This is a genomic window from Actinomycetes bacterium, from assembly GCA_035506535.1.
Lineage (GTDB): Bacteria > Actinomycetota > Actinomycetes > DATJPE01 > DATJPE01 > DATJPE01.
In genome coordinates, this window is record DATJPE010000075.1 from 22,485 (window position 1) to 47,120 (window position 24,636).

Below are 24,636 nucleotides of genomic sequence, written 5' to 3' on the forward strand. Positions count from 1 at the left end.
TCCGTGCCCGTCATCGTCGACCACGACCCCGCCGGCGCCGAGACCCTCAATGCGGCCCTCGGCGGCGAGGCGCTCGTACTGCCCTCGGTCGACGCGCTGCGGCGCCACCTCGAGGACACCCTCGGCGAGGACTGCGTCGTCCTCGGGCCGGGTGTGGACCAGACGACGGCGCTGCGCCTGGCCGAGGAGCTGCGCCTGTCCCGGCCGACCCTGGGCGTCGTGCTCGTCCGTCGTCGCATCGACACCGGCGTGCTGGCCGACGCCCTGCGCTCGGGGGTGCGCGAGGTGGTCGACTCCCGGGACCTGGCCGCGCTGACCGCCGCGGTACGACGTACCCGCCAGCTCGCCCGCGCCCTGCGCGACCAGGCCGAGCACGTGGGCGGCCTGGAGGACGCCGGTGCCCGCGGCCGGGTGCTCACCGTCTTCTCGGCCAAGGGCGGCTGCGGGAAGACGACCGTCGCCACCAACCTGGCCGCGGTTCTCGCCGACAAGGGCAAGCGTCAGGTGTGCCTGGTCGACCTCGACCTCGCGTTCGGCGACGTCGCCATCGCGCTGCAGCTGTTCCCCTCGCACACGATCGCCGACGCCATCCCCCTCGGGGACACCCTCGACGCCCGCGGCGTCGCGGGCCTGCTGACCCCGCACTCCCCGGGCCTGACGACGCTCGTCGCCCCCCTCGAGCCCGGGGTGGCCTCCTCGGTGCCCGCGGAGCTCGTCGGGCGCATCCTCGACGTGCTGCGCGAGCAGTTCGACTTCGTGGTGGTGGACACCCCGCCCGCCTTCGACGACCAGGTGCTCGCGGCGTTCGACCGCAGCGACGTCATCGCCCTGCTCGCGACCCTCGACATCCCCGCGGTGAAGAACCTGAAGCTCACCCTCGAGACGATGGAGCTGCTGAACTACCCGCCCGAGCGGTACTGCGTGGTCATGAACCGCGCCGACGCGAAGGTCGGGCTGCTGGTCTCGGAGGTGGAGAAGACCCTCGGCACCAAGGTCGTGGCCCAGGTGCCGTCCTCCCGCGACGTCCCCGCCAGCACCAACCGCGGGGTGCCCCTGGCGCTGGAGCAGCCGCGCCACCCGGTCACCCTCGCCCTCAAGGCCTTCGCGGACGCCTACCTCGCACCCGCCGCGTCGGCCGAGCAGTCCATCCCCTCGCCGCTGCGGCGCGACCGACGCGGCTTCCTCCGCTGGAGGACGCGAGCGACATGAGCCTCTCCGACCGTCTCGCCGAGGCCCGCCGGGCACGCAGCGCGGACACCTCGGCCCAGCCGCGCAACCGCGACGCGCAGCCGGCCCGGCACAGCACCGACCCCTTCGCCGACCTCAAGCGCACCGTCCACCAGACCCTGCTGGAGAATCTCGGCCCACAGCTCTACGACGCCCAGCTGACCCAGGCCGAGCTCGAGCAGCGGGTACGACTCACGCTGTCCGAGGTGCTCGCCGCCGACGACACGCCGCTCACGGTCAGCGACCGGGCACGGATCGCCCAGGACATCGCCGACGACATCCTCGGCTACGGCCCGATCGAGCCGTACCTGCGCGACCCGGACATCACCGAGGTCATGGTGAACGGGCCGGACTCCATCTACGTCGAGCGCGGCGGGCGCATCTTCGGCGTGGAGGGCCAGTTCAACGACGAGGCCCACCTGCGCCGGACCATCGACAAGATCGTCGCGCGCGTGGGCCGGCGGGTGGACGAGTCCAGCCCGATGGTCGACGCCCGGCTCCCGGACGGCAGCCGGATCAACGCGATCATCCCGCCACTGGCACTGGACGGCAGCCTGCTCACCATCCGCAAGTTCGCCAACGACCCCTACACCGACGACGACCTCGTCAGCTTCGGGACGATCACCCAGCCGGTCGCAGACCTGCTGCGCGCGTGCGTGCGAGGACGGCTCAACATCCTGGTGTCAGGAGGGACCGGCGCCGGCAAGACGACCACGCTCAACGTGCTGTCCTCGTTCATCCCCGAGGAGGAGCGGGTGATCACCATCGAGGACGCCGCGGAGCTGCAGCTGAACCAGCAGCACGTGCTGCGGCTGGAGGCCCGGCCCCCGAACATCGAGAACCGTGGCGAGGTCACCATCCGCGACCTGGTCCGCAACGCGCTGCGGATGCGCCCGGACCGCATCGTCGTCGGGGAGATCCGTGACGCCGCCGCGCTGGACATGCTCCAGGCGATGAACACCGGCCACGACGGCTCGATCAGCACGGTGCACGCCAACAGCCCCCGCGACGCGCTGCACCGGGTCGAGACCATGGTGCTGTTGGCCGGGTTCGACCTGCCGATCCGCGCGATCCGCGAGCAGGTGGCGAGCGCCATCGACCTGATCATCCAGCAGACCCGGTTCAAGGACGGCACCCGTCACGTCACGCACGTCACCGAGGTCGTGGGCATGGAGGGTGACGTCGTGACCCTCCAGGACCTGTTCCTCTTCGACCACGCGCAGGGCTTCGACGACACCGGACGCTCCCTCGGCCGGCTGCGCTCCACGGGGATCTCCCCACGCTTCGTGGACAAGCTCGCGCACCACGGCGTGACCCTGCCCCCCGGCCTGTTCACCTTCGAGCGGTTCGGGGGCTGAGCGTGCAGCTGTGGCTGGGGCTCGGCCTGCTCTTCGCGGGCCTCGTGGTCCTGCTCGTGCTCGCCCTGGGCCGCCCGGGCGGAGAGTCGGTGGAACGGCGGATGTCGATCTACACGCTCACGGGGCGGACCCGGACGCCCGGTGAGCGGCGTCCCACTGCTCGCGTCCACGTCGCCCGCTCGGTCGTCGAGCTGACCGGCCGGGTGGTCTCCCGTCGGGATCCGCAGGAGCGCCTGGCGCGCGCCCTGGACGCGGCGGGGATCGCACTCAGGCCGGCCGAGTGGGTCTTGGTGCACACCGGGATCGCGGTCGGTTCGGGACTGCTGCTGCTCGTGCTCACCGAGGGACGCCCGCTGGCGACCTTCGCCGGCCTGGCCCTCGGGGTGGCGATCCCGTGGTGGTACGTCGTCTCGCGGCAGAGCCGGCGGCGCGCCGCGTTCTACGAGCAGCTGCCCGACACCCTCCAGCTCGTCGCGGGCAGCCTGTCCGCCGGCTACTCGATGCCGCAGGCCGTCGACGCCGTGGTCCGGGAGGGCAACCAGCCGATGGCCGGGGAGCTCTACCGGGCGCTGGCGGAGACGCGGCTGGGCGTGCCGCTGGAGGACGCCCTGGACAGCGTCGCCGACCGGATGCGCTCCCGGGACTTCCACTGGGTCGTCATGGCCGTGCGCATCCAGCGCGAGGTCGGCGGCAACCTGGCGGAGGTCCTCGGCACCGTGGCGGCCACGCTGCGCGAGCGCGAGCGCCTGCGCCGCGAGGTGCGGGTCCTCTCCGCCGAGGGACGGCTCTCCGCCGTGGTGATCTCCCTGCTGCCGGTCATCTTCATCGTCATCGCGGTCATCGCCCGCCCGCAGTACCTGCGACCGCTGTACACGACCGCGCTCGGCGGGCTGATGCTCATCACCGCTTCGGTGCTCTTCGTGATCGGCGTGATCTGGCTGCGCCAGGTCACCAAGGTCGAGGTCTGACGTGCTCGCCCTCGGGCTCGCCTGCGTCTTCGCCGCGCTCCTCCTGCTCGTGCTGGCCTTCGACCGGCCCGCTCCCACGCGTGGCGTGAGCCGGTCGCTGGAGGCCGTACGGACGATGCAAACCGGCCCCAAGCCCCCCACCCCTCGGGCGGAGCCGGACCGTACGGTCGGCGCGCGCCTGGGCAGCCCCCTCCTGCGCCGCCTCACCGTGCTCGGCCGCCGCCTCGACCCGACCGGTCGGACCCACCACCTGCGCCGCCGCCTCGACCTGGCGGGCAACCCCGACGGCTGGGACGTCGACCGGGTCCTGGCGTTCAAGGCGCTCGGGCTCCTCGTCGGCCTGCTGGTCGGGCTCGCCCTGGGACTGCTGCTCTCCTGGGGCGTCGGCGCGCTGCTGGCGGTCGTGGTGCTCGCCGGGGTGCTGGGCTGGTTCGTCCCCGATCTCGTGCTCTACCAGATGGGCTACGAACGGACCCAGCGGATGCGGCGGGAGCTCCCCGACGCGCTGGACCTGCTCACCATCTCGGTCGAGTCCGGCCTGTCCTTCGACGGCGCGCTCGCCCAGGTCGCGCGCAACACCGAGGGCCCGCTCGCGAGTGAGTTCTTCCGCGTCCTGCAGGAGATGCAGATCGGGGTCGGGCGGACGACGGCGATCCGGGCGATGGGCGAGCGAACGGACCTGCCCGACCTGCGGCAGTTCTCCTCCGCGATGGTCCAGGCCGACACCTTCGGGATCCCCATCGCCGGCGTCCTGCGGGTGCAGGCGCGCGAGATGCGGATCAAGCGGTCGCAACGCGCGGAGGAGCAGGCGCAGAAGATCCCGGTCAAGATCCTCTTCCCGCTGATCTTCTGCATCTTCCCGCTGCTCATGGTCGTGATCCTCGGCCCGTCGATCGTGACCATCGCAAGAACCCTGTTCGGGATCGGCGGCTGAGCCGTGGCCGTCGTGCTCGTGGTGACCCGCAGCCCCAACCTCGCGCTGGCGCTGGGCGGGTCCGGGTCCGCCCACGACGTCATCGAGGTCCGCCCTCCGGGGCTGGCGGCCTGGCTGTCGGGGCCGGCCCGCCCGACGCCGGCCGTCGTGGTCATCGCCCAGCCCTGGCCGGAGGACGCCCTGGCGACCCTGTTCCGGCTGCGCGACGCCGGGGTGTCCGCACCGGCGCTGATCCTCTCCGGAGACGGGGACGCCTGGGCGGCCCTGGAGGACACCGCACCGGGCGGGGACCCGGCGTCGCGCCTGCTGCCTCTCCCGGTCACCGGACCGGACCTGGTGGCCGCGGTCGAGGGGGCGCTGGGGGCCCCCTCGGCGCCGACCGCCGTCGCGCCGACCCGGCTCGCGGGGCCGGCGGCGGCCCCGTCGCGTCCGGCCGACGAGCCGTCGGAGGCGGACGAGGCACCCGCACCGGTCCCGCCGGCCGGGCACGTCATCGACCTTCGAGGCGGCGAGGCGGAGCAGGCGCGCGCCGCCGACGTCCGCGCCGCGGTGCGGCGCCTGCTCGAGCAGGTCGACGAGGTGTACGGCGTGCCCGAGAGCGCGGCCGTGGTCCTCGCGGAGGCTCGGGCGCGGGTCGGCGCGGACGCCGCGGTCCTGCTCGTGGCCGACGGCGAGCGCTGGCGCCCGGCGGCGGTCGAGGGGCTGACGGACGAGGAACGGGTGGACGTGCTCCCCCCGTCGTCCTGGGTGGCCTCGACGATCGGCTCGGCCCGCCGTGGCCTCGTCGTCGAGGACACCGACCTGGCCCGGGAACGCCTCGACGGCGTCGGACTCGGCGCGCGGCGCCACGTCCTCGTGGCTCCGATGGCCCCGTCCGGGGCCGTCGTCGTCCTCGCCAGGGAGGACCCGGCGTTCACCGACGGCGAGGTGTCCTCGCTCGTCGACCTGGCCGAGGAGGCCGGGCCTCTGCTCGTGGCCGCGCAGGACGCCCGCTCGCTGGCCAGGGCGCTGGCCCCGTTGCGTGACGTGGAGGCCCTCCCCGAGCGCGTGTCCGGCTGATCCCCGCCCTCGTCTGTCAGTCTTGACCCTGTGGCAGGGGTGACGCGCGTCCGGGTCGACGTCCGCATGACCGTCGTCCTGGTCCGGATGTTCGTCTACGCGGTCTGTCTCACCCTCGTCCTGCTCAGCGGGACCATCCCCAACCACGGCCTCACGGTGGTCGGCCTGTTCGTCGTGGCCGTCGCGGCGAGCGTGCCGAGCGGCTCGGACACGGTGAACCGCTGGCGGCCGGTGGGCGAGGCGGTGGCCACCGTGGCGCTCACCTGCGGCACCGGGCACGTCGAGCAGGCCCTGCTCCCCTACCTGATCGCCCCGGCGCTGGACGCGGGACTGCTGGGCGGGCTGCGGGTCGTGCTCTACGAGACCGGGTTCGCCTCCGCCACCCTGCTGGTGTGCGGCTTCCTCGAGCAGCCCGACGACATCCGCGACTTCACCTCCTTCGCTGCGCAGTGGGTCGTGCTCTCCCTGGCCGTCGGCCTGCTGGCCGCGTGGGTACGCCGGATCCGGGTCCAGCAGGCGGTCAACTCCTCCTCGTCCTACGCGGCGGCCTATCGCCTGCTCTCCCAGCTGCGCCTGGTCTCGAGGCAGCTCTCCGGCGGCCTGGACGCCGTCGTGCTGGGCCAGGCGATGCTGCAGGGGATCCGGGCCCGGCTGCGCTACGCGCGCGCCGCGCTCTTCGTGCGCTCCGAGGGCGGTCGGCTGATCCCCCTGGCGTGCGCCGGGACCGACCGGGTCGACTGGACGCCGGCCATCGACGACGACTCGCCGTGGGCCGAGGCCTGGTCGACCGGCGCCCCGCAGCGGGTGGGCCAGACGTTCACCGCCGGCGAGGGCGGCTTCGCGGCGGTGCTCCCGCTGCGGGTCGGCATGCGCACGATCGGGCTGGTGGGGGTCGAGCGCGTCGAGGCGCCCTTCCACGACGACGCGCTGGCCGACGCGGAGGCGCTGCTCGACGAGGGCGCGCTGCGGCTGGAGACCGCGCTGCTGTTCAGCGAGATCCGCCAGATCGCCACCGCGGAGGAGCGCCGCCGGGTCGCGCGGGAGATCCACGACGGGATCGCCCAAGAGCTCGCCTCGCTGGGCTACGCGGTCGACGACATGTCCTACCGCGCCACCGACGAGGAGGCCCGCGAGCAGCTGCAGGCACTGCGCCGCGAGATCACCCGGATCATCAGCGAGCTGCGACTGTCGATCTTCGACCTGCGCAGCGAGGTGCAGCCGTCGGCCGGCCTGGCCACGGCCCTGTCGGACTACGCCCGCCAGGTTGGGGCCACCTCGCACCTGACCGTGCACCTCGTGCTCGACGAGTCGCCGTCTCGCCTGCGGGCCGACGTCGAGACCGAGCTGCTGCGGATCGCGCAGGAGGCCATCACCAACGTCCGCAAGCACGCCGGGGCGCGCACACTCTGGGTCACCTGCCGGATCGCGCCTCCGGCGGCGCTCCTGCGAGTCGAGGACGACGGGCGCGGGCTGGGCCCGGGACGACTCGACAGCTACGGGTTGGAGATCATGAAGGAGCGGGCTGCCAGGATCGGGGCCAGCCTCAACGTCGCCGAGCGTGACGAGCGTGGCACGGTGGTGGAGGTCGTCATCGGCGGCCAGGAAGAGCCGGGTGGGCGTACCCGGCGGGAGGGAGAGCTCGGTGCCCACGACAGTGCTGCTCGTCGATGACCACGAGCTGATCAGGCAGGGGCTGCGGCGGGCGTTCGAGCGAAGCGGCGACTTCGAGGTCCTCGCCGAGTCGGGAACGGTGAGCGACGGGGTCCGTCAGGCTGGCGCCCTGCGGCCGGACGTCGTCGTGGTCGACGTACGGCTGCCGGACGGCAGCGGGCTCGAGCTGGTCCGCCAGATCCGCGGGGAGCGCGACGACATCGGGATCGTGGTCCTCACCATGTACGCCGGCGACGAGCAGCTGTTCGCGGCGCTGGACGCGGGGGCCAGCGCGTTCGTGCCCAAGGACGCTCCCACCGACGACGTGGTGGCCGCTGCCCGACACGCCGCGGCGAACCCCCGCGCGTTCACCGCGAGCGACCTCGGCGAGGCGATGAAGCGCCGCCTGACCCCGACCGGGCCTCAGCTGTCCCCCCGGGAGAAGGAGGTGCTGCAGCTGCTCGCCGACGGTCTCGGCGTCGCCCAGATCTCCCGACGGCTCTACATCAGCGAGTCGACGACGAAGACCCACATCTCGAAGCTGTACGAGAAGCTGGGTGCCGCCAACCGGGCACAGGCGCTGATGACCGCGCTGCGACTGGGACTGATCAAGCAGGACGGCCCGTCGCCGCTGTGAGCGGACGCGACGCGGGGGTCTCCGCGGTCGAGTACGCCCTGCTGCTCGCCGGGATCATCCTCGTCGTCATCGCTTCGGTCGTGGCGCTCACCCGCGTCGTCGGGGAGCGGTACACGACCGACTGCACCCAGGTGGGGACCGGCGGGGTGAGCGCCGCCCCGAGCCCCTGCCCCTAGCCACGGGGTCCGAACCGAGGATCCCCGGGTCCTCCATTCGGGGGATGGCAACGGGACCGCTGGCCCGATGACGGTGGGTGCCCATCGCCCTTCACGATGGTGAGGCTGGGCTCGAGGGGGGCTCAGCAGTTCGTCACAGGAAGGACCTGGATGTTCGCGCGCGTACGCCGCACCCTGAACGCACGTGGGGAGGACGGCGCGTCGGCGGTCGAGTACGCCCTGCTGGTCGCTGCGATCGCGGCCCTGATCATCGTCGTGGTCTTCGCCTTCGGTGGTCTGGTCCGCAGCATCTTCCAGAACACCTGCAACGACCTGAAGGACAAGACGAGCAACTCCAGCTCCGACTGCGGCAACGGGAGCAGCGGGGGCTGACCGGCGACGGCCGGTGCCCGCCGTTCCCGTGCACCACCACCACCGACGTCGGTCGAAGCCCCGGCGTCGGAGCGACCCGACGTCCTGGGGGGGACCGTCATGGACCACACCGTGCCCGACGACGGCCGCACGGCCACCGTCGACGAACGTCGAAGCCTCGCGAGCGAGTACGCGCTCGCCGCGGCGACCCTGCTGACCGTCCTCGTGGTGGCCGGCGTCGCCGCCCTCACCGCCCACCACCTGCTCGGCCAGGGGTGCGAGAGCCTGGCTCAGTCCGCGAGCGCGACCGTCCCGGCCGTCTGCCGCTGATCGATGCCGCCCGGCGGCCGGGCGGTGTCGGAGAGGCCCATGTCGCGCTCCAGACGCACGATCCGGCGGCGCTCGCGCCAGCGCTCCCACGCCCCGACCGCGAGCATCGTGGCCACGGCGTAGAGCCACCCGAGGAGCACGTCGGTGACGTAGTGCTCCCCGCAGTAGACCAGCGCCAGCCCCATCGCCACCGGGTAGGCGAACAGCCACAGCCGGGGCCACACGGGACGGCGTTCGAAGATGAGGAACAACGCGATGAGCATCGAGAATCCGGCGTGCAGCGACGGGACCGCCGCGACGTAGTTCGCGTGAGCCGAACCGACCCGCAGCCAGTGCTCCGTGGGGGCCATGTGCAGGGCCGCCATCCCGTGCCCGGTGATCGGGCGCACCCCGGTGATGTAGCCCTGGTAGTCAGCCAGCCAGGGCGGCGCGGCCGGGTAGAGCACGTACGTGGCCAGGCCGGCGATCGCCAGCACGAGGAAGCGCCGCATGAAGCGGGCCCAGCGCCGCCGGGACACGATGTACAGGGCGGTCCCGAGCGCGAACGTGGCGATGAAGTGCGACAGGTAGACCAGTCCGGCGGCCTCGTCGTACCAGTGCACGACGGAGGGGTTGTAGAAGTGCGCCTGCAGCCACGCGGTCGGCACGACGCCGTGGAAGAGCAGCTTGTCGGTGTCGATCGTCCAGGTGTAGTGCGTGGGGATGCCGAGCATGGTCGCCCAGCCGCGGGTGTAGTCGTAGAGCCACAGGACGGCGAAGAGCGGCAGCCAATCGAGCAGGATGCGGTGCACCTTCACCCCGCGGCCCACGTTGGCCACGAGGATCACGACGAGGACCCAGATCATCTGGCCGAGCCGGGTGACGGGCGGGCCCATGATCCACCACGAGTAGAAGAACGCGCCGACGGCGAGCAGGACGGCCAGGGCGCGCCAGGAGACCAGGCGTCGGACCAGCACCAGGTCAGGAGAGAGCGCGGTCACCTGCTGTTCATCCCTTCGACGACGCTCGGCTTCCCCAACTTCCCCGCGACGTCAGACCAGGGTGCCACATCACGGCCCCCGGACCGGCAGGGGGAGGTCCGGGTCGAGGAGCAGGGCCAGCCGGACGGCCGCCGTGTCCCACCGCCAGTCCCGCTCCACCCACGCGCGACCCGCTCGGCCCATGGCCGCGGCCAGTTCCGCGTCGCTGAGCAGCCGCGCGAGCCGCGCGACGACGGCGTCGAGGTCCGCTCCGGGCACGACGTAGCCGGTCTCCCCGTCCAGGACGGCGTCGGGGGCGCCGCCGGAGTCGCCGGCCAGGACCGGCAGCCCGGTCGCTGAGGCCTCGAGGTAGACGATGCCGAGGCCCTCGACGTCGAGGCCGCGGTGGCGCGTCCGGCACGGCATCGCGAAGACGTCGCCCGCCGCGTAGTGCAGGGCGAGCTCCGCGCCCGGCACCGACCCGGTCAGCACGACGTCGTCGGCCACGCCGAGCCGCTCGGCGAGGCCACGCAAGCGGTCGCGGTACGGGCCGCCGCCCACGAGCAGCAGGGCCACGCCGTCGACCTGCCGGCGCAGGGCGGGCAGCGCGCGGATCAGCGTGTCCTGGCCCTTGCGCGGCATCAGACGGGAGACGCACACGACGACCGGGCGTCCCTGCAGGCCGTACCGGGCACGGATGGCGCCACCGTCGAGCCCGGGCCGGAAGGTCGAGTCGTCCACGCCCGGGGTGAGCCGGACCAGCTTCGCGACGTCAGGGGCGGCCACGGCGGCTGCGATCCGGCCCCTGGTGTAGGCCCCCAGGAAGGTGAGCACGTCAACTCCGGCGGCCACCCGGCGCACCACCTGGGCGGTCCCGGGCAGCCCAGCCCAGCCGGCCTCGTGGCCGTGGGTCAAGGCGACGATGCGACGGGCTCCGGCGGCTCGCAGGCGGGGCGCGAGCAGACCCAGGGGCGCCGCCGCGCCGAACAGGACTCGGTCGCAGGAGAAGCCTCGCAGCAGCTCCGCGGCCCGCCCGCCCACGGCTGGGGTGGGCAGCAGCACCCGGTGCGGGTGGCGCACCACCGGGAAGGGCTGGACGGCGTCGAAGGCGGCGGCGCCGCGCCACTGGGAGGCGTACACGACGACCGAGTCAGCCTCTTGTCGCCGTAGCAGCTCGTGGACGAAGGTCTGGATGCCGCCGGGCCGCGGCGGGAAGTCGTTGGTCACCACCAGCGTCCGCGACACGAGCGAGCACCCTAGTGCGCCAGCCTCCTCAGCTCGGCTCGCCAGGCAGCGGTGAAGGCAGCCAACGAGGTGCCCAGGTCGCGGCGCATGACCCGCGCGGTGGCCACGCCCGGGGCCGTGCCCGACCGGACCTCGGCGGTCACGTCCCGGAAGAACCGGCGCAGCCCGGCCGTCCCGTACGTGCGCACCAGCAGCCGGACGGCGACATCGGCGTCGGCGTACGCGACGGCCCCGACCCGCGGGTCCGCGCCGCTGAAGGCGGCCGCCGACGGCAGCCGAGCCGGGGGTCCGGTCCGGGCAGCGGCGGCGAGGCCCGCCTGCGCGAGGACCCGCTCGGGCACGCCGGTGCCGGCGAAGCCCACCTCGTCGGCCACTCCCTCGGACAGCCAGGTCGGCGGCCCCGGGCGCGCGGCCGCCTGGGCCGCCACATGGGTCGTCTCGTGGGTCACCACCACGCGGCGCCCGAGGGCATCGAGCCGCGCCCAGACACCCGGGTTGGGATAGACGCGGCTGCCGACGAAGGCTCCGGGCGGCAGCCCCGGCGGGCCCTGGCCGGTGGTGACCGCGGCGAAGCCGGCCGCGAGAGCGGGCGCGTCCCCGATCTGGGCGGCGAACTCCCCCAGCGTCGCGGCACCGACGATCACCACCCGGCGGCTCCAGTCACCGCCCCAGAACCCGCTGACGCGGGGTACGGCTCGGGCGCCGGCCGCCGCCAGCGCGGCCAGGGTGCCCCGCGAGGCGTCGCCGACGCCCAGGGCCGGGCCGTCGGCGAGCGCGCGTAGGCGCGCCGGGGGCGGCGCGAGGTCGGCCAGGTCGGCCGGCCCGAGCGCGGCGTCGCGGACGACCACGGGCCGCCCGGCGGCATCGGGGCGCAGGGTGAGCTCCCGCCGGGTCACCAGGCCCACCTCCTCCCAGCCGAGCAGGCGCGTGGTCTCGCCGGCCCGCACGACAAGCGCGCCGCCCTCGACGCGAGCGCCGGTGAGGTAGCCACCTGGCGCCGGGGTGTCCGTCATGACGAGCCGGGGGCCGCCCAGCGGGGTGGCGGCCAGGGCTCGGGCACGCACGTGCGCCGCCACAGCGGCGCCCACCTGCGCCTCGGTCCACGCCCGGGGGCCCCCGAGCGTGAAGCCGACCGCGTGCTGCGGCTGGCTCGCCGGCGGCTGGCTGACCCGAGGCGGGGCGATCGGGCGCGCAACCGACCGGCCGGCGCGTGGCGTAGGGGCCAGGAGCAGGCCGGCGGCCGCGACGGCGGCCAGCGAGCCGGTCAGCAGGGCCCGCCGGCTCCTCACACCAGGCGGACGGCTCCGCTGAAGGGCATCGAGAAGACCCCGGCCACGGTCACTCCCTCACCGGGGTTGGCCGCGTGCACGATGCGGCCGTTGCCGATGTAGATGCCGACGTGGTGGATCGGTGAGTAGTAGAAGACCAGGTCGCCGGGCTGCAGGTCGTTCGCGGAGACGTGGCGGCCGTAGTGGAACTGCTGGCCGGACTGGTGGGGCAGATAGACCCCCACCGAGCGGTAGGCCGCCATGGTCAGGCCCGAGCAGTCGAAGGCGGAAGGCCCCGCGGCACCGTAGACGTAGCGCTTGCCGACCTGGCGCAGCGCGAAGGCGACGGCGCCGGCGGCGCGCCCGGACGCGTGCCCGACGACCTTCGGCAGCTGGACGCTGCGCGTGCGCACGCGCGAGGGCTGCGCGTGGACGTACGCGCGTGCGCGGGCGGCCGCCGCCCGGGCGGCAGCGGCCCGCTCGGCGAGCAGCTTGGCCCGCTGGTCGGCGCGCATCGAGGCGAGCAGCCGCTTCTCGGCCGCCACCTTGGCGTTGATCTGGGCCTTGGCCGCAGCCGCGTCGGCGCGCGCGGTGCGGACCAGGGCGAGCTTCTGGCCGGCCGCCAGCTGGTCGGAGGCGAGCTCCTGCTCGGCGGTCTGGACCCGGCGCAGGACGTCCTCGCGCTGGCGGGTCAGGCTCTCCACGGCGGCCGCCTGCGCCAGATAGGTCGCGGGGCTGGCCGCGGACAGCAGGGACAGCGACGAGCCGCCGGCATCGCTGCGGTACAGCGTCGCCACGATGGTGGCGATGTCGCCCTTGAGGCTGTCCAGGGTGGCCTGGGCGGCGGCGACCTTGGCCTGCAGCTTGGTGTAGGCGCTCTGCGCGGTCGCCAGGTTCATCTCGGCGGCGTTGTAGCGCTCGGCGGCGATCTCGGCCTGGTTCTGCAGCCGGTCCAGGTCACGGGAGACCTGGGCGATGCTGCGGGTGGGCGCGGCCTGGCTCGACGCGGGGAGCAGCGTCAGCGCGCATCCGGCGATGGCGAGGGCGACGAGCGCGCGTCGCAGCGGCAGACGCAGTTGGCGGCGGGTCGCCACGGGTGGCGGCTCTCCTCTTCCTCGGCCGCCTACCGGGTGAGCTGACGGGTTCGGGCGGGGAAGCGCGCCCTACGCCGGCCCGACGAGCGGCCCGGCGATTCACCCCAGGGACTTGGGTCCCCGGCTCGGGCGTCCTCGCGACCACGGTCGCGACTGGCCCGACTCGGCGGGGGTGGCGGCGCCCCTGGCAGGGACGAGGTCCGACACCCGGCGTGCACCTTAGCGACGTCCGGCGTGACAGATCAAACCCCCACGCCGATGGCCGGCGGAAGATCCGGCGGGCCGTGGGGGTGTGCGCCAGGGTCGCCGGGTTCGCCGGGTGCCGGCACCAGCCGCAGCGGGGGTACCAGGCCGGAGCCGGCCAGGACCGCGATCGCTGCGCGCTCGGCCTCCTCCAGCTCCACCGCGGCAACCGCGCCGGTCCCGTCCCGCTCGGCCCCGGGCGGCCCCAGCAGGACCGTGACCACGCAGTCGTGGCAGGCCACGTCCCGGACCGCGCACGTCGCGCACTCGATGATCATCGCGTCCTCCAGCGGCCCTCGGCCCTCGTCGGCGCCCGCCACGCTAGGACGACCCCCCGACAACCCCGGTGACCGGCCGCCTTGGTGTCCGTGGACCAGGAGGATGTCCGGCGGCTAGGAGCGCTCGAGACGGCGCAGGAGGGCGGTCGACGCCACCGGGCGAGCGCCCGCGGCGCGCACGCCGTCGGCCACCTCCCGATCGCTCGACACCACGACGACGGGCCGTCCGGTGGGCTCGGCGCGGACCAGCCGGCGGATCACCTCGTCCGCGGTCGTGCCGGCCGGGCTGAACAGGACCCGCACCCCGCGCGGGGCGGGGCTCGGTGCCGGGACGTCGAGGCTGGCCCCGTCGAAGACGACGCTCACCTCCGCCCCGGTCTGCGCGACCAGGGCGGCCAGGCGGGTCGTGAGGCGGGCCCGCTGCTCCTCCAGCGACAGCCCGCCGAATCCGGTCTTGGTCACGTTGTAGCCGTCCACGACCAGGTGCACCTGCGGCAGGGCGAGCAGCTGGTCCAGGTGCGCGGGGTCATCGCGGTCGAGGGCGCGGGCCCGTACGTCCTCCGCAGCGCCCGCGCGGGCGTCCACCCCGTCCCCGGGCCGTGCGCCCTCCGGGACCGGAGGCAGCGCCAGCTCGCGGCGCAGGCCCGCCGCGGCGTCCAGCACGGTGTCCAGGAGCAGCCGGAGCCGGACCTCCGCCACGCTGCGCCCCTCGCGGGCGGCCCGGCGCCCGGCCTCCAGCCCCGCCTCCGCCTCGGCCAGCCGGGCACGCACCCGACGCAGGTCGGCCTCCGCGGCCGCGACCTGCCGCCGCGCGTCCGCGGAGGCGGCCTCCGCGGACGCGGCCGCCGCCTGCGCCCGGGCCTGCTCCTCGGCGTACGACGCGCGTAGCTCTCGGACCTCGCGCCGGGAGGCGGCGAGCTCGCGGCGCACGGCCTCGAGCGCCTCCCGGGCGCTCGCCTGCTCGGCGCGCGCCTGGGCGCGGGCCGTCTCGAGCTGCTCGCGCACGCGCGCGAGCTCGGCTCTTTCCTGGGCGCCGCGCCCGGTCCGTGCCTCGTCCCGGACCTGCCGGACGGCCGCCGGCCACACCTCGGCGTCCAGCAGGTAGGCCACGGCGGCGACCTCGACGGGGTCCGCGGCCACCGGGAGCCGGCCCGCCTCGAGGGCCTCCGCCAGGTCCGGCGCGTCCTCGCGGGCGCGGGCCGCGACCCGCACCCGGAACCCGGGGTCGTTCTCGAGCGCGGCCGCGAGGGCCGTGGCGCCCGCGCGGGCGCGCTTGGCCGGCGCGAAGCGCGCGACGGCCCGCAGCCGCGGCGGCACCTGGTCGGCGGCCAGGGTCCCGAGCGCGGCCGCGGCCAGGACGGCCACCCGGTCCCGGACGGCGTCCGGCAGGGGTTGGCCGTCCGGCGACTCGCCGACGAGGTCCGGCGGCTCGGAGGTCACTCGCGCTCCGTCGGCGGCGGCGGGAGGTCGGCCTGCACCTCCTGGACCGCTACGTCGGCTCGCACGTCGGCGTCGGCACGGCGTACCAGCTCGACGGAGTCCAGCGCGTCGCACCAACGGCAGCGCACGGACTCGATCTGCTCCGAGAGGACCTCGGACTCCTCGACCCGTGCCTCCCCCGCGAGGTCGAGGTGGACGAACTCGCGGACCCGCGAGGAACGGGTCACGTCGAAGCGGGTGAGGTTGCCGCACCTGGTGCAGCGCCAGCGAGTGTCGGCGCGGGGCAAGGGGATGGGCACACGGACCTCCGGGAAGGGGCGGGGTCCTCAAGGCTAGGCGGCACCGGCCCGCGTCCGCCCGGCACGCCTGCGCGAAGTTGTCGGTGCCCGCACCTACCGTCGGGGAGGAGATGAGCGCCGAGACCCTCCCGGCCCGCCCGCACCAGGCGAGCTTCGACGAGCTGGGGACGCCGCTGCGCGAGGTCACCTTCGTCGTCGTCGACCTCGAGACCACCGGCGGGTCGGCGCAGGACTGCGAGATCACCGAGATCGGTGCGGTGAAGGTCCGTGCCGGGAGGGTCCTCGGGGAGTTCCAGACGCTGGTCCGCCCGAACGCCCCGATCCCCCCGTTCATCAGCGTGCTCACCGGCATCACCGACGGCATGGTCGCCTCGGCGCCCACGGTCGGGGCGGTGCTGCCGGCCTTCCTCGAGTTCGCCAAGGGCGCCGTCCTCGTGGCCCACAACGCGCCGTTCGACGTCGGCTTCCTGCGCGAGGCGGCCGGGCGCTGCGGCCTCGCGTGGCCCACGTGGGGGGTGCTGGACACAGCTCGGCTGGCGCGGCGGGTGCTCGCCCACGACGACGTCCCCGACTGCAAGCTGGCCACGCTCGCGCGCTACTTCCGCGCCACCACCGCGCCGGAGCACCGCGCGCTGTCCGACGCCCGCGCCACGGTCGACGTGCTGCACGGCCTCATCGAACGGGTCGGCACCGAGGGGGTCGCCTCCCTCGAGGAGCTGTCCACCTACTCCTCTCGGGTCCCCGCGGCGGTACGCCGCAAGCGGCACCTCGCCGAGGGCCTGCCGCACGCCCCCGGGGTGTACCTGTTCGAGGACGGGCGCGGGCGGGTGCTCTACGTCGGCAAGTCGGTCGACGTGGCGGCGCGCGTACGCACGTACTTCACCGCCGCGGAGACACGTGCGCGAATGGCCGAGATGGTGCGCCTCGCCGAGCGCGTGCGTCACGTGCCCTGCCCGACCACCCTGGAAGCCGAGGTCCGGGAGCTGCGGCTGATCGGCGAGCACAAGCCGCCGTACAACCGCCGGTCGCGCTTCCCGGAGCGGGCGCTGTGGCTCAAGCTCACCGTCGAGGCCTTCCCTCGGCTGTCCATCGTCCGCGCGGTGCGCGACGACGGAGCGACCTACCTGGGCCCGTTCGGCTCGAGACGAGCCGCCGAGGACGCGATGACGGCCGTCCACGAGGCCGTCCCGCTGCGGCAGTGCAGCGGGCGGCTGTCGCCCCGGCGGCGCGTGAGCCCGTGCGCGCTGGCCGAGATGGGCCGCTGCGGCGCCCCCTGCGCGGGCCGGGAGACCCCCGAGGCCTACGCCGCGCACGTGGCGCTCGTCCGATCGGCGATGCTCGCCGACGCCACCCCCCTGGTGCGCGGGATCGAGCGGCGGATCGGGCTGCTCAGCGACGCCCAGCGCTTCGAGGACGCTGCCGCCCACCGCGACCGGCTGGCCGCGTTCCTGCGCGCCGCCGGGCGGATGCACCGCTACGCAGGCGTGTCCGCGTGCGCCGAGCTGCTCGCGGCCCGACCGCGGCCGGACGGGGGCTGGGAGCTCGCCCTCGTGCGGCATGGGCGCCTGGCCGGCACCTCGGTCGTGCCCCGCGCCGTCGCCCCGCTGCCGTGGATCGATGCGCTCGTGGCGACCGGGGAGCAGGTCGGTGCGGGCGTCGGCCCGACCTCGGCCGGGTCGGCGGAGGAGCTCGACTGCGTGCTGCGCTGGCTCGACGGCGACGGGGTCCGGCTGGTCCGCCTCGAGGGCACCTGGGCCTCCCCCGCCGGGTGGGACGCGGGCCTCCTGGAGCGCTACGGCGGCCGCGTACAGTCCGGCCCATGGTGACCGCGCTCGTCCAGATCCGCTGCGACGTCCATCGCATCCCCGAGGTGGCCGAGGCCGTCGCCGCCATCGACGGCGTGAGCGAGGTCTACTCCGTCACCGGCGACATCGACCTGGTGGCGATCGTGCGCGTACGTGCCCACGAGGAGCTCGCCGAGGTGATACCAGGCCGGATCAACGCGGTCGACGGCATCGTCGCCACGGAGACGCACATCGCGTTCCGCACGTACTCCCGGCACGACCTCGAGGCGGCCTTCTCGCTCGGCCTCGACGAGGGGGTCTGAGCGCCGGTCGGCTCAGCCCCTCCCGGCCACCTCCTGGGCGGTCTCCACCCAACGCGCCAGGACGGCCGCGGCGGCGCCGCCGTCCACCGCCGCGCTCGCCCGTTCGAGGGCGGCCCGAAGTGCCTCGACGGGGGTCTCGTCGCCCCCCTCCAGCGCGACCAGGGCCGCGGCGGCGTTGAGCAGGACCGCGTCCCGGACCGGGCCGGGCTCCCCCGCGAGCACCCGCCGGACCACGGCCGCGTTGAAGGCCGGGTCCGCTCCGCGCAGGTCGCCGGGCGACGACGCGGGGATCCCGAGCTCGCGGGGGTCGAGGCTTCGCTCCCGGACCTGGCCGTCCGCGACCCACCACACCCGGGAGGTCGTCGTCGTGGTCAGCTCGTCGAGGCCGTCGTCGCCGCGGAAGACCAGGGCTCGCTGCCCGCGGCGCGCGAACACCTGGGCCATCACCGCCGCGAGCCGTGGGTCGGCGCACCCGATCGCCTGGGCGCCCGGCTGTGCCGGGTTGGTCAGCGGGCCCAGGAAGTTGAAGACCGTCGGGACACCGAGCTCGCGGCGGACCCCGGCTGCGTGGCGCATGGCCGGGTGGAACACCTGCGCGAAGCAGAAGGTGATGCCGGCACGGGCACCCACCTCGGCGACCTGAGCGGGCGTCAGGGTGAGCGGCAGGCCGAGGGCCTCGAGCACGTCCGCGGTGCCGCAGGCGGAGGACGCGGCGCGGTTGCCGTGCTTGACCACGCGCGCCCCGGCGCCCGCGGCGACCAGCGCCGCCATCGTCGACACGTTGACCGTGTGCGCCAGGTCGCCGCCGGTCCCGACGACGTCGACCGCCGGGCCGGGGACCTCGATGCGGTGGGCGTGGCCCAGCATGGCCGCGGCCAGGCCGTCCATCTCCTCCGGCGACTCCCCCTTCGCGCGCAGGGCCACCACGAACGCTGCCACCTGGGCGTCGGTCGCCTCGCCGTCCATGACGCGGTCCATGGCCCACGACGCCACCTCCGCCGTGAGGGGCTCCCGGCGCAGGAGCGTGCCCAGGACCGCCGGCCAGGCCGGGGAGGTCACGCTCAGGCCACGGGGCGGGCGAGCCGGCGACGCAGCAGGGTCGCCGCGGTGTCGGCCAGCACCCGGGGGTCGAGGGGGTGCGGGACGGCGGCGTCGGCGCGCGACCACGTCGCCAGCCACAGGTCCGTCGGGCGCCCGGTGAGGACGAGCAGCGGCGGGCAACGGTAGATCTCGTCCTTCAGTTGCCGGGCGATGCCCATGCCACCGGCCGGGACCGCCTCCCCGTCGAGGATGGCGAGGTCGACGCCCCCCGCGTCCATCACCCGGATCAGGGCCGGCTCGGTGGCCACCTCGACCACGTCCACGAACGGGACGTCCCTGGCCGGGCGGCGCCCGAGCGCGCGCACCACGGCCGCTCGGGTCGTCCGGTCGTCGCTGTAGACGACCACCCGCGCCCGTGGCTGGGGCGCGTCGTCGCGAGGCGTCGAGGAGCTGCTCACGGGTCGCGATCGTACAAGTGCGAGGTACTTCGGGGGGTCGGGGTGTCGTCGGGACGGGTTGCTGCCAGAATCACCCGCGTGGCGACGACGACGGCCCCGCTCCGGACCTCCCCAGCGGCGCACCCGGCGGGGGTCAACCGGCCGAACATGGTCGCGGTCGGGACGATCGTCTGGCTCAGCTCGGAGCTGATGTTCTTCGCGGGCCTGTTCGCCATGTACTTCACCCTTCGCTCGGTCGCCGGCGAGAAGCTCTGGCGCGAGACCAACTCTGCGCTCAACGTGCACTTCGCCCTGCTCAACACCACGGTCCTGGTGCTCTCGTCCGTGACCTGCCAGATCGGCGTCTTCGCCGCCGAGCGCGGCGACGTCAAGCTGCTGCGCCGCTGGTTCGGGATCACCTTCCTCATGGGTGCCTTCTTCATCGGAGGGCAGATCTACGAGTACGTCAGCCTGGTCCACGAGGGCATCACGCTGAGCAGCTCGGGGTACGGATCGGTCTTCTACCTGACCACCGGGTTCCACGGGGCGCACGTCACCGGTGGCCTCATCGCGTTCCTGTTCGTCCTGGGCCGCACGTACGCCGCACGACGCTTCACCCACGAGCAGGCGACCAGCGCCATCGTCGTCTCGTACTACTGGCACTTCGTCGACGTGGTGTGGATCGGCCTCTTCTGCACCATCTACCTCCTCAAGTGACAGGCAGACCGTTGGCTCCTCTCACCCGCATGCGGCGCAGCCGCCTCGCCACACCGCTGCTGCTGCTGGTCGCCCTGATGGCGGTCGGGGTGATCTACGCCGCCCTCGGCGGGTCGGGCCGGGCGTCGGCCGACTCGGCGACGAGCACGTCGACGGTCGAGACGGGACGGCAGCTGTTCATCGACGGCTGCTCCACCTGCCACGGGGTCAACGCACAGGGGACCAGCTTCGGGCCCTCGCTCATCGGCGTCGGCGCGGCCGCCGTCGACTTCCAGGTGGGCACCGGCCGGATGCCGCTGGCCCAGCCCGGGCCGCAGGCCCAGCGCCGACCGGTCCAGTACACCGACCAGGAGATCGCCGCGATGGCGGCGTACGTCGCCACGCTCGGCCCCGGACCGGCGATACCCACCCAGCAGGACCTGGACATCAGCAACGTGTCCGACGCGCAGATCGCGCTCGGCGGCAAGCTGTTCCGGACCAACTGCGCCTCCTGCCACAACTTCGTCGGGGCCGGTGGCGCGCTCAGCCGCGGCCGCTACGCCCCGAGCCTGACCCACACGTCCCTGCAGCACATGTGGGAGGCGATGGTCACGGGGCCGGAGAACATGCCGGTGTTCGCCAACACGACCCTCACCCCGGACGACAAGCGCGCGATCATGGCCTACATCGTGCGCATGCAGAACGCGCCCAACCCCGGCGGCTTCGCGCTCGGGCACGTCGGGCCGGTCCCTGAGGGCGTGGTCATCTGGGTCGTCGGCCTCGGGCTGCTCGCCGGTGTCGCCGTCTGGATCGGAGCGAAGGTGTCATGAGCGAGATCGTCCGCCCGGACTCCGAGCACCTCGCCCCAGAGAACCCCGACGCCCCCGGTCTGCCCGCGCACCGGCTGCGCCGCACCGACGTCGACCCGATCGCGACGAAGCGGGCAGAGCGACAGGTCGCGAACCTGTTCCTCGTCGCCATCATCGCGACCGTCGGGTTCGTCGTCGCCTTCGTGGCGTTCCCGTCGCCGCACAAGTACATCACCATCATCCCCGGCGTCCTGCAGGACATCAGCGCGTCCAACTTCTTCCTCGGCATGACCCTCGCCATCTCGTTGCTGGCCATCGGGGTCGGGGCCATCCACTGGGCGAAGAAGCTCATGTCCGACGTGGAGATCGTCGAGCTGCGCCACCCGTCGGCGTCCTCCGCGCAGGATCGCGCTGAGTTCCAGGAGGTCTTCGAGACCGGGGTCGCGAGCAGCGGGATCAAGGAGTACAAGCTCATCCGACGCACCCTGATCGGGGCGATGCTCGTGCTCCCGATCCCGGCGCTCCTGCTCTTCCGCGACCTCGGGCCGCTCCCGCGCAAGAAGCTGTCGACGACCGCTATCCACAAGGGCGTACGGCTCGTGGTCGACGGGACGCAAGCTCCCCTGCGTCCGTCGGACATCCCCATCGGGGCGCTCGTCAACGTCGTGCCCGAGAACCTGCAGGCCATCGAGGAGGCCGCCGGGACCCTCGACGAGCGCGGCAAGGACGCACTCATGATCATCCGGATGCGGCCGGACCAGATCATCGCCCAGCAGGGAGCGAACTGGGATGTCGAGGGCATCCTCTGCTTCAGCAAGGTGTGCACGCACGCCGGCTGCCCGCTCGGTCTCTACGAGCAGCAGACGCACCACATGCTCTGCCCCTGCCACCAGTCGACCTTCGACCTCTCCGACGCTGGTCGCGTGATCTTCGGTCCGGCGGCACGGAGCCTCCCTCAACTCGCGATCACCACGAATGCGGACGGATACTTGGTGGCGGCACAGGGATTCACCCAGCCGGTCGGGCCGAGCTTCTGGGAGCGCTCATGAGCGAGCACGCCGAGCCCGCCCCTGCGGGCGAGGAGACCAAGCCGCGCACGGCACTCGGCAAGACAGGCACCTTCCTCGACGACCGCACCGGCGGTGCGAAGGGCCTGAAGGGTCTGCTGGGCAAGGTCTTCCCCGACCACTGGTCGTTCATGCTCGGCGAGATCGCCCTCTACAGCTTCATCGTGCTGCTGCTCTCGGGCGTGTACCTGACCCTGTTCTTCAAGCCCTCGCAGACCGAGGTCATCTACCACGGCTCGTACGTCCCGCTGGACGGGCTGCCGATGACAGAGGCGTACTCCTCCACGCTGCACATCTCCTTCGACGTGCGCGGCGGTCTGCTCATGCGTCAGATGCACCACTGGGCGGCGCTGCTGTTCGTCGCCGCCATCACGGTGCACCTCTTCCGCGTCTTCTTCACCGGCGCGTTCCGCAAGCCGCGCGAGCTGAACTGGCTCATCGGCGTCGGCCTGCTGACCCTGGGCCTCGTCGAGGGCTTCGCGGGCTACTCGCTGCCCGACGACCTGCTGTCGGGCACGGGCCTGCGCATCGCCGAGGGCATCGTGCAGGCGATCCCCGTGGTCGGCACGTATCTGGCGAGCTTCGTCTTCGGCGGGGAGTTCCCCGGCAACGACTTCATCCCGCGGCTGTACGCGATCCACATCCTGCTCGTGCCCGGCCTGATCCTGGCCCTGATCACGGCGCACCTGTTCCTCGTCGTCTACCACAAGCACACGCAGTACCCGGGGCCCGGGCGTACCGAGAACAACGTGGTCGGCTACCCCCTGCTGCCGGTGTATACCGCCAAGGCGGGCGGGTTCTTCTTCGTGGTCTTCGGCGTCATCACGCTGCTGGCTGCGGTGGTGACCATCAACCCGGTGTGGCTGTTCGGCCCGTACAACCCCTCCCAGATCAGCGCCGGCTCCCAGCCCGACTGGTACATCGGCTTCCTCGACGGCGCCCTGCGCATCATGCCCAACTGGGAGTCCCACATCCTCGGGCACACCATCAGCTGGAACATCCTGCTGCCCGCCGTCGTGATCCCCGGGATCCTGTTCACCGTGCTCGGCGCCTATCCCTTCATCGAGGCGTGGGTGACCGGTGACCGCCGCGACCACCACCTGCTCGACCGGCCGCGCAACATGCCGACCCGGACCGGGCTCGGGGCGATGGCGATCTCGTTCTACCTGCTGTTGTGGATCTCCGGCGGCAACGACATCATCGCCACCCGCTTCGACCTGACCATCAACGAGATCACCCGCGCCATGCAGGTGCTCGTCTTCGTCGTCCCACCGCTCGTGTACGTCGCCACGAAGCGCATCTGTCTCGGGCTGCAGCACCGTGACCACGACAAGCTCATGCACGGCTGGGAGACCGGCATCATCCGCCGGCTGCCCTCGGGTGAGTTCGTCGAGATCCACGCGCCGATCGAGGAGGAGGAGCAGGTCACCATCCTGCAGGCGGGTCGCACGAAGCCCGCTGCGCTCCCCGCCCCGCCGGAGACCGACGAGAACGGTGTGCCGGCTCCGGGCGGCCGGATGGCCCGCCTGCGCTCACGGCTCTCGCGCTGGTACTACTCGGAGAGCGTGTCGACGCCGACCGAGGAGGAGCTGCACGAGGCGGCCCACCACGCCCAGGAAGAGTTGGAGAACCAGCAGCGCCAGCTCGACGCCATCGGCGTCGCCCCGAGCGCCGAGGACGAGCAGCAGCTCACCACCGGTCACTGAGCCTGTTCGGCTAGGCCGTGCGCAGGGCGTCGCCCTTGAGCCAGGTGGACCACGGGACGTTCCAGTCGGTCCAGCCGTTGCCCGGCTCGAGGTGGCGCGGGGAGTTGATGAACCTGACCACGTCCCCGACCTTCGAGATGCCGTAGAGCCACTTGGCGTTCGCCAGCGACATGCCCGTGCAGCCGTGGGACACGTTGGCGAACCCCTGTTCGGCCTGGGACCAGGGCGCGGCGTGCAGGAACTCACCCGACCAGGTCACCCGCATCGCCCAGTACACGGTCAGCCGGTAGTAGTTCGGTGAGTTCTTGGGGATGTTGATCGACGACGCGTCCATGACGCGGCTGGGTTCCTTGTCCAGGATGACCTTGATCCCATCGCGGGTGATGAACCCGGCCTTCCCGGTGGTCACCGGGATCACGCGCAGGACCTGTCCGTCGCGGGTCACGGTCAGGGTGTGCCTGGCCACGTCGACCGTGCTGACCATCGCGGACCCGATGTGGAAGGCGACGACACGCTTCTCGTCCCCCCAGGTGTCCTTGCCCGCGTGCACCCCGTCGAGGTCGATCGACAGCTTCACGTCGGTGTCGGCCGGCCAGTACGTCTTCGGCCGCCAGTGGACCTCGGAGTCGGAGACCCAGCTCCAGGCCCCGACGACCGGACGCGACGCGGTGACGACGAGGCGGCGCTCGACGGCGGCGCGGTCCGACACCGGCGCGCTGAGCCGGACGATGATCGGGATGCCCACGCCGACGACCGTCCCGCCGATGGGCGAGACGCTGGTCACCAGGCGATGGCCCGGCTTGACCGTGGTGAAGCTCGTCGACACCGACCGACCCACCCCGTCGGAGTCCACCCCGCGGGCCGTGACGGTGAACGTCGTGGCGTAGGGCAGCAGCCCGGCCTGCGAGCGCCACGCACCGTCGGCGCCGACGCTGCCCGGCACGGTCTGGCCGGTCATCGAGCGCAGCACCACCGTCTGCACCCGGCCGTTGTCCGCCCGGACGACCACCTGGGCGGTCGGCTGCACGCCGTGGGTGTCCGGCGCCGGCGTCACGCTCAGGGTCACCTTGGAGACCGGCTTCTGGCTGGGGGACGCCGAGGTGCGCGAGCCGGCGACGTGCCCGTCGGCCCCGGTCGTGCCGTTGGCCGAGGTGCACGCAGCCAGCAGGACAGGCACGAGGACGGCCAGGGCGATCCGTGCCGCCGCATGGCGGCGCCGCGGCACGGCCTGGACCGTCCCTGCGCTGCCCATGCTGC

The 24,636-nt window shown here is 73.5% G+C and carries 26 protein-coding genes and 1 riboswitch; of the genes, 16 read left to right on the top strand and 10 right to left on the bottom strand.

Annotation, left to right across the window (positions count from 1 at the left end):
• Positions 1–3: 3 nt before the first annotated feature.
• The 10 genes from VMI11_12145 (at position 4) to VMI11_12190 (ending at position 8,690) form a co-directional block, all read left to right on the top strand.
• Positions 4–1,209 carry an AAA family ATPase gene (locus VMI11_12145; GenBank protein HTY73157.1) on the top strand — a complete coding sequence of 402 codons (1,206 nt, stop codon included), beginning with the start codon at positions 4–6 and terminating at the stop codon, positions 1,207–1,209.
• Positions 1,206–2,585, top strand: a complete 1,380-nt coding sequence (locus VMI11_12150) for a CpaF family protein (GenBank protein ID HTY73158.1) — start codon at positions 1,206–1,208, stop codon at positions 2,583–2,585. The genes VMI11_12145 and VMI11_12150 overlap by 4 nt, the downstream gene beginning before the upstream one ends.
• A gap of 2 nt (positions 2,586–2,587) precedes the next feature.
• Positions 2,588–3,553, top strand: coding sequence for a type II secretion system F family protein (locus VMI11_12155; protein ID HTY73159.1), 966 nt, complete (start codon positions 2,588–2,590; stop codon positions 3,551–3,553).
• Position 3,554: 1 nt separating this feature from the next.
• Positions 3,555–4,487 carry a type II secretion system F family protein gene (locus VMI11_12160; protein ID HTY73160.1) on the top strand — a complete coding sequence of 311 codons (933 nt, stop codon included), beginning with the start codon at positions 3,555–3,557 and terminating at the stop codon, positions 4,485–4,487.
• 3 nt (positions 4,488–4,490) lie between these two features.
• On the top strand, positions 4,491–5,546 hold the full coding sequence (locus tag VMI11_12165; GenBank protein ID HTY73161.1) for a hypothetical protein: 1,056 nt from the start codon (positions 4,491–4,493) through the stop codon (positions 5,544–5,546).
• A gap of 39 nt (positions 5,547–5,585) precedes the next feature.
• Positions 5,586–7,217, top strand: a complete 1,632-nt coding sequence (locus tag VMI11_12170; protein HTY73162.1) for a sensor histidine kinase — start codon at positions 5,586–5,588, stop codon at positions 7,215–7,217.
• Positions 7,189–7,833 carry a response regulator transcription factor gene (locus VMI11_12175; protein ID HTY73163.1) on the top strand — a complete coding sequence of 215 codons (645 nt, stop codon included), beginning with the start codon at positions 7,189–7,191 and terminating at the stop codon, positions 7,831–7,833. The genes VMI11_12170 and VMI11_12175 overlap by 29 nt, the downstream gene beginning before the upstream one ends.
• Positions 7,830–8,009, top strand: coding sequence for a hypothetical protein (locus tag VMI11_12180; GenBank protein HTY73164.1), 180 nt, complete (start codon positions 7,830–7,832; stop codon positions 8,007–8,009). The genes VMI11_12175 and VMI11_12180 overlap by 4 nt, the downstream gene beginning before the upstream one ends.
• Positions 8,010–8,159: 150 nt before the next feature.
• Complete coding sequence (locus VMI11_12185; protein ID HTY73165.1) at positions 8,160–8,381, top strand: Flp family type IVb pilin; 222 nt, start codon at positions 8,160–8,162, stop codon at positions 8,379–8,381.
• 99 nt (positions 8,382–8,480) lie between these two features.
• On the top strand, positions 8,481–8,690 hold the full coding sequence (locus VMI11_12190; protein HTY73166.1) for a hypothetical protein: 210 nt from the start codon (positions 8,481–8,483) through the stop codon (positions 8,688–8,690).
• On the opposite strand, the gene VMI11_12195 is transcribed toward VMI11_12190, so the two are convergent.
• From VMI11_12195 to VMI11_12225, 7 genes are all read right to left on the bottom strand, one after another.
• A complete protein-coding gene (locus VMI11_12195) occupies positions 8,651–9,670 on the bottom strand; it encodes a phosphatase PAP2 family protein (GenBank protein ID HTY73167.1) in 1,020 nt (339 codons plus the stop codon). The two genes, VMI11_12190 and VMI11_12195, sit on opposite strands and share 40 nt — an antisense overlap.
• Positions 9,671–9,739: 69 nt before the next feature.
• On the bottom strand, positions 9,740–10,894 hold the full coding sequence (locus VMI11_12200) for a glycosyltransferase family 4 protein (GenBank protein HTY73168.1): 1,155 nt from the start codon (positions 10,892–10,894) through the stop codon (positions 9,740–9,742).
• An 11-nt stretch (positions 10,895–10,905) separates the two neighbouring features.
• Complete coding sequence (locus tag VMI11_12205; GenBank protein HTY73169.1) at positions 10,906–12,183, bottom strand: hypothetical protein; 1,278 nt, start codon at positions 12,181–12,183, stop codon at positions 10,906–10,908.
• A complete protein-coding gene (locus tag VMI11_12210; protein HTY73170.1) occupies positions 12,180–13,256 on the bottom strand; it encodes an NlpC/P60 family protein in 1,077 nt (358 codons plus the stop codon). The genes VMI11_12205 and VMI11_12210 overlap by 4 nt, the downstream gene beginning before the upstream one ends.
• An 11-nt stretch (positions 13,257–13,267) precedes the next feature.
• A riboswitch (cyclic di-AMP (ydaO/yuaA leader) is annotated at positions 13,268–13,398 on the bottom strand.
• 100 nt (positions 13,399–13,498) lie between these two features.
• Positions 13,499–13,819 carry a hypothetical protein gene (locus VMI11_12215; protein HTY73171.1) on the bottom strand — a complete coding sequence of 107 codons (321 nt, stop codon included), beginning with the start codon at positions 13,817–13,819 and terminating at the stop codon, positions 13,499–13,501.
• Between the two features lie 72 nt (positions 13,820–13,891).
• Complete coding sequence (locus VMI11_12220; protein ID HTY73172.1) at positions 13,892–15,217, bottom strand: NYN domain-containing protein; 1,326 nt, start codon at positions 15,215–15,217, stop codon at positions 13,892–13,894.
• Positions 15,214–15,516: a hypothetical protein gene (locus VMI11_12225; GenBank protein HTY73173.1), complete on the bottom strand. Its 303-nt coding sequence runs from the start codon at positions 15,514–15,516 to the stop codon at positions 15,214–15,216. The genes VMI11_12220 and VMI11_12225 overlap by 4 nt, the downstream gene beginning before the upstream one ends.
• 110 nt (positions 15,517–15,626) lie before the next feature.
• Between VMI11_12225 and VMI11_12230 the strand changes: the two genes are divergently transcribed.
• A complete protein-coding gene (locus VMI11_12230; protein HTY73174.1) occupies positions 15,627–17,342 on the top strand; it encodes a DEDD exonuclease domain-containing protein in 1,716 nt (571 codons plus the stop codon).
• Entirely contained in the window at positions 17,336–17,623 is a 288-nt protein-coding gene (locus tag VMI11_12235; GenBank protein ID HTY73175.1) for an Lrp/AsnC ligand binding domain-containing protein, read from the top strand. The genes VMI11_12230 and VMI11_12235 overlap by 7 nt, the downstream gene beginning before the upstream one ends.
• A gap of 12 nt (positions 17,624–17,635) precedes the next feature.
• Here VMI11_12235 and trpD read toward each other — a convergent pair whose 3' ends face one another.
• Together trpD and VMI11_12245 are read right to left on the bottom strand one after the other, a co-directional pair.
• The gene (gene trpD / locus VMI11_12240; protein ID HTY73176.1) at positions 17,636–18,682 is read right to left on the bottom strand and encodes an anthranilate phosphoribosyltransferase; all 1,047 of its coding nucleotides are present in this window, start codon (positions 18,680–18,682) and stop codon (positions 17,636–17,638) included.
• A gap of 2 nt (positions 18,683–18,684) precedes the next feature.
• Positions 18,685–19,122, bottom strand: a complete 438-nt coding sequence (locus VMI11_12245; GenBank protein ID HTY73177.1) for a hypothetical protein — start codon at positions 19,120–19,122, stop codon at positions 18,685–18,687.
• Between the two features lie 69 nt (positions 19,123–19,191).
• On the opposite strand from VMI11_12245, the gene VMI11_12250 reads away from it, so the two are divergent.
• From VMI11_12250 to VMI11_12265, 4 genes are read left to right on the top strand one after another with little or no spacing between them, the layout of a single operon-like run.
• Positions 19,192–19,818: a heme-copper oxidase subunit III gene (locus VMI11_12250; protein ID HTY73178.1), complete on the top strand. Its 627-nt coding sequence runs from the start codon at positions 19,192–19,194 to the stop codon at positions 19,816–19,818.
• Positions 19,819–19,847: 29 nt separating this feature from the next.
• On the top strand, positions 19,848–20,627 hold the full coding sequence (locus tag VMI11_12255; GenBank protein HTY73179.1) for a cytochrome c: 780 nt from the start codon (positions 19,848–19,850) through the stop codon (positions 20,625–20,627).
• On the top strand, positions 20,624–21,655 hold the full coding sequence (locus VMI11_12260) for a Rieske 2Fe-2S domain-containing protein (GenBank protein ID HTY73180.1): 1,032 nt from the start codon (positions 20,624–20,626) through the stop codon (positions 21,653–21,655). Before VMI11_12255 ends, VMI11_12260 begins: the two co-directional genes overlap by 4 nt.
• Positions 21,652–23,379, top strand: coding sequence for a ubiquinol-cytochrome c reductase cytochrome b subunit (locus VMI11_12265; GenBank protein HTY73181.1), 1,728 nt, complete (start codon positions 21,652–21,654; stop codon positions 23,377–23,379). The genes VMI11_12260 and VMI11_12265 overlap by 4 nt, the downstream gene beginning before the upstream one ends.
• Before the next feature lie 10 nt (positions 23,380–23,389).
• Here VMI11_12265 and VMI11_12270 read toward each other — a convergent pair whose 3' ends face one another.
• Complete coding sequence (locus VMI11_12270) at positions 23,390–24,631, bottom strand: Ig-like domain-containing protein (GenBank protein ID HTY73182.1); 1,242 nt, start codon at positions 24,629–24,631, stop codon at positions 23,390–23,392.
• Positions 24,632–24,636: the final 5 nt, after the last annotated feature.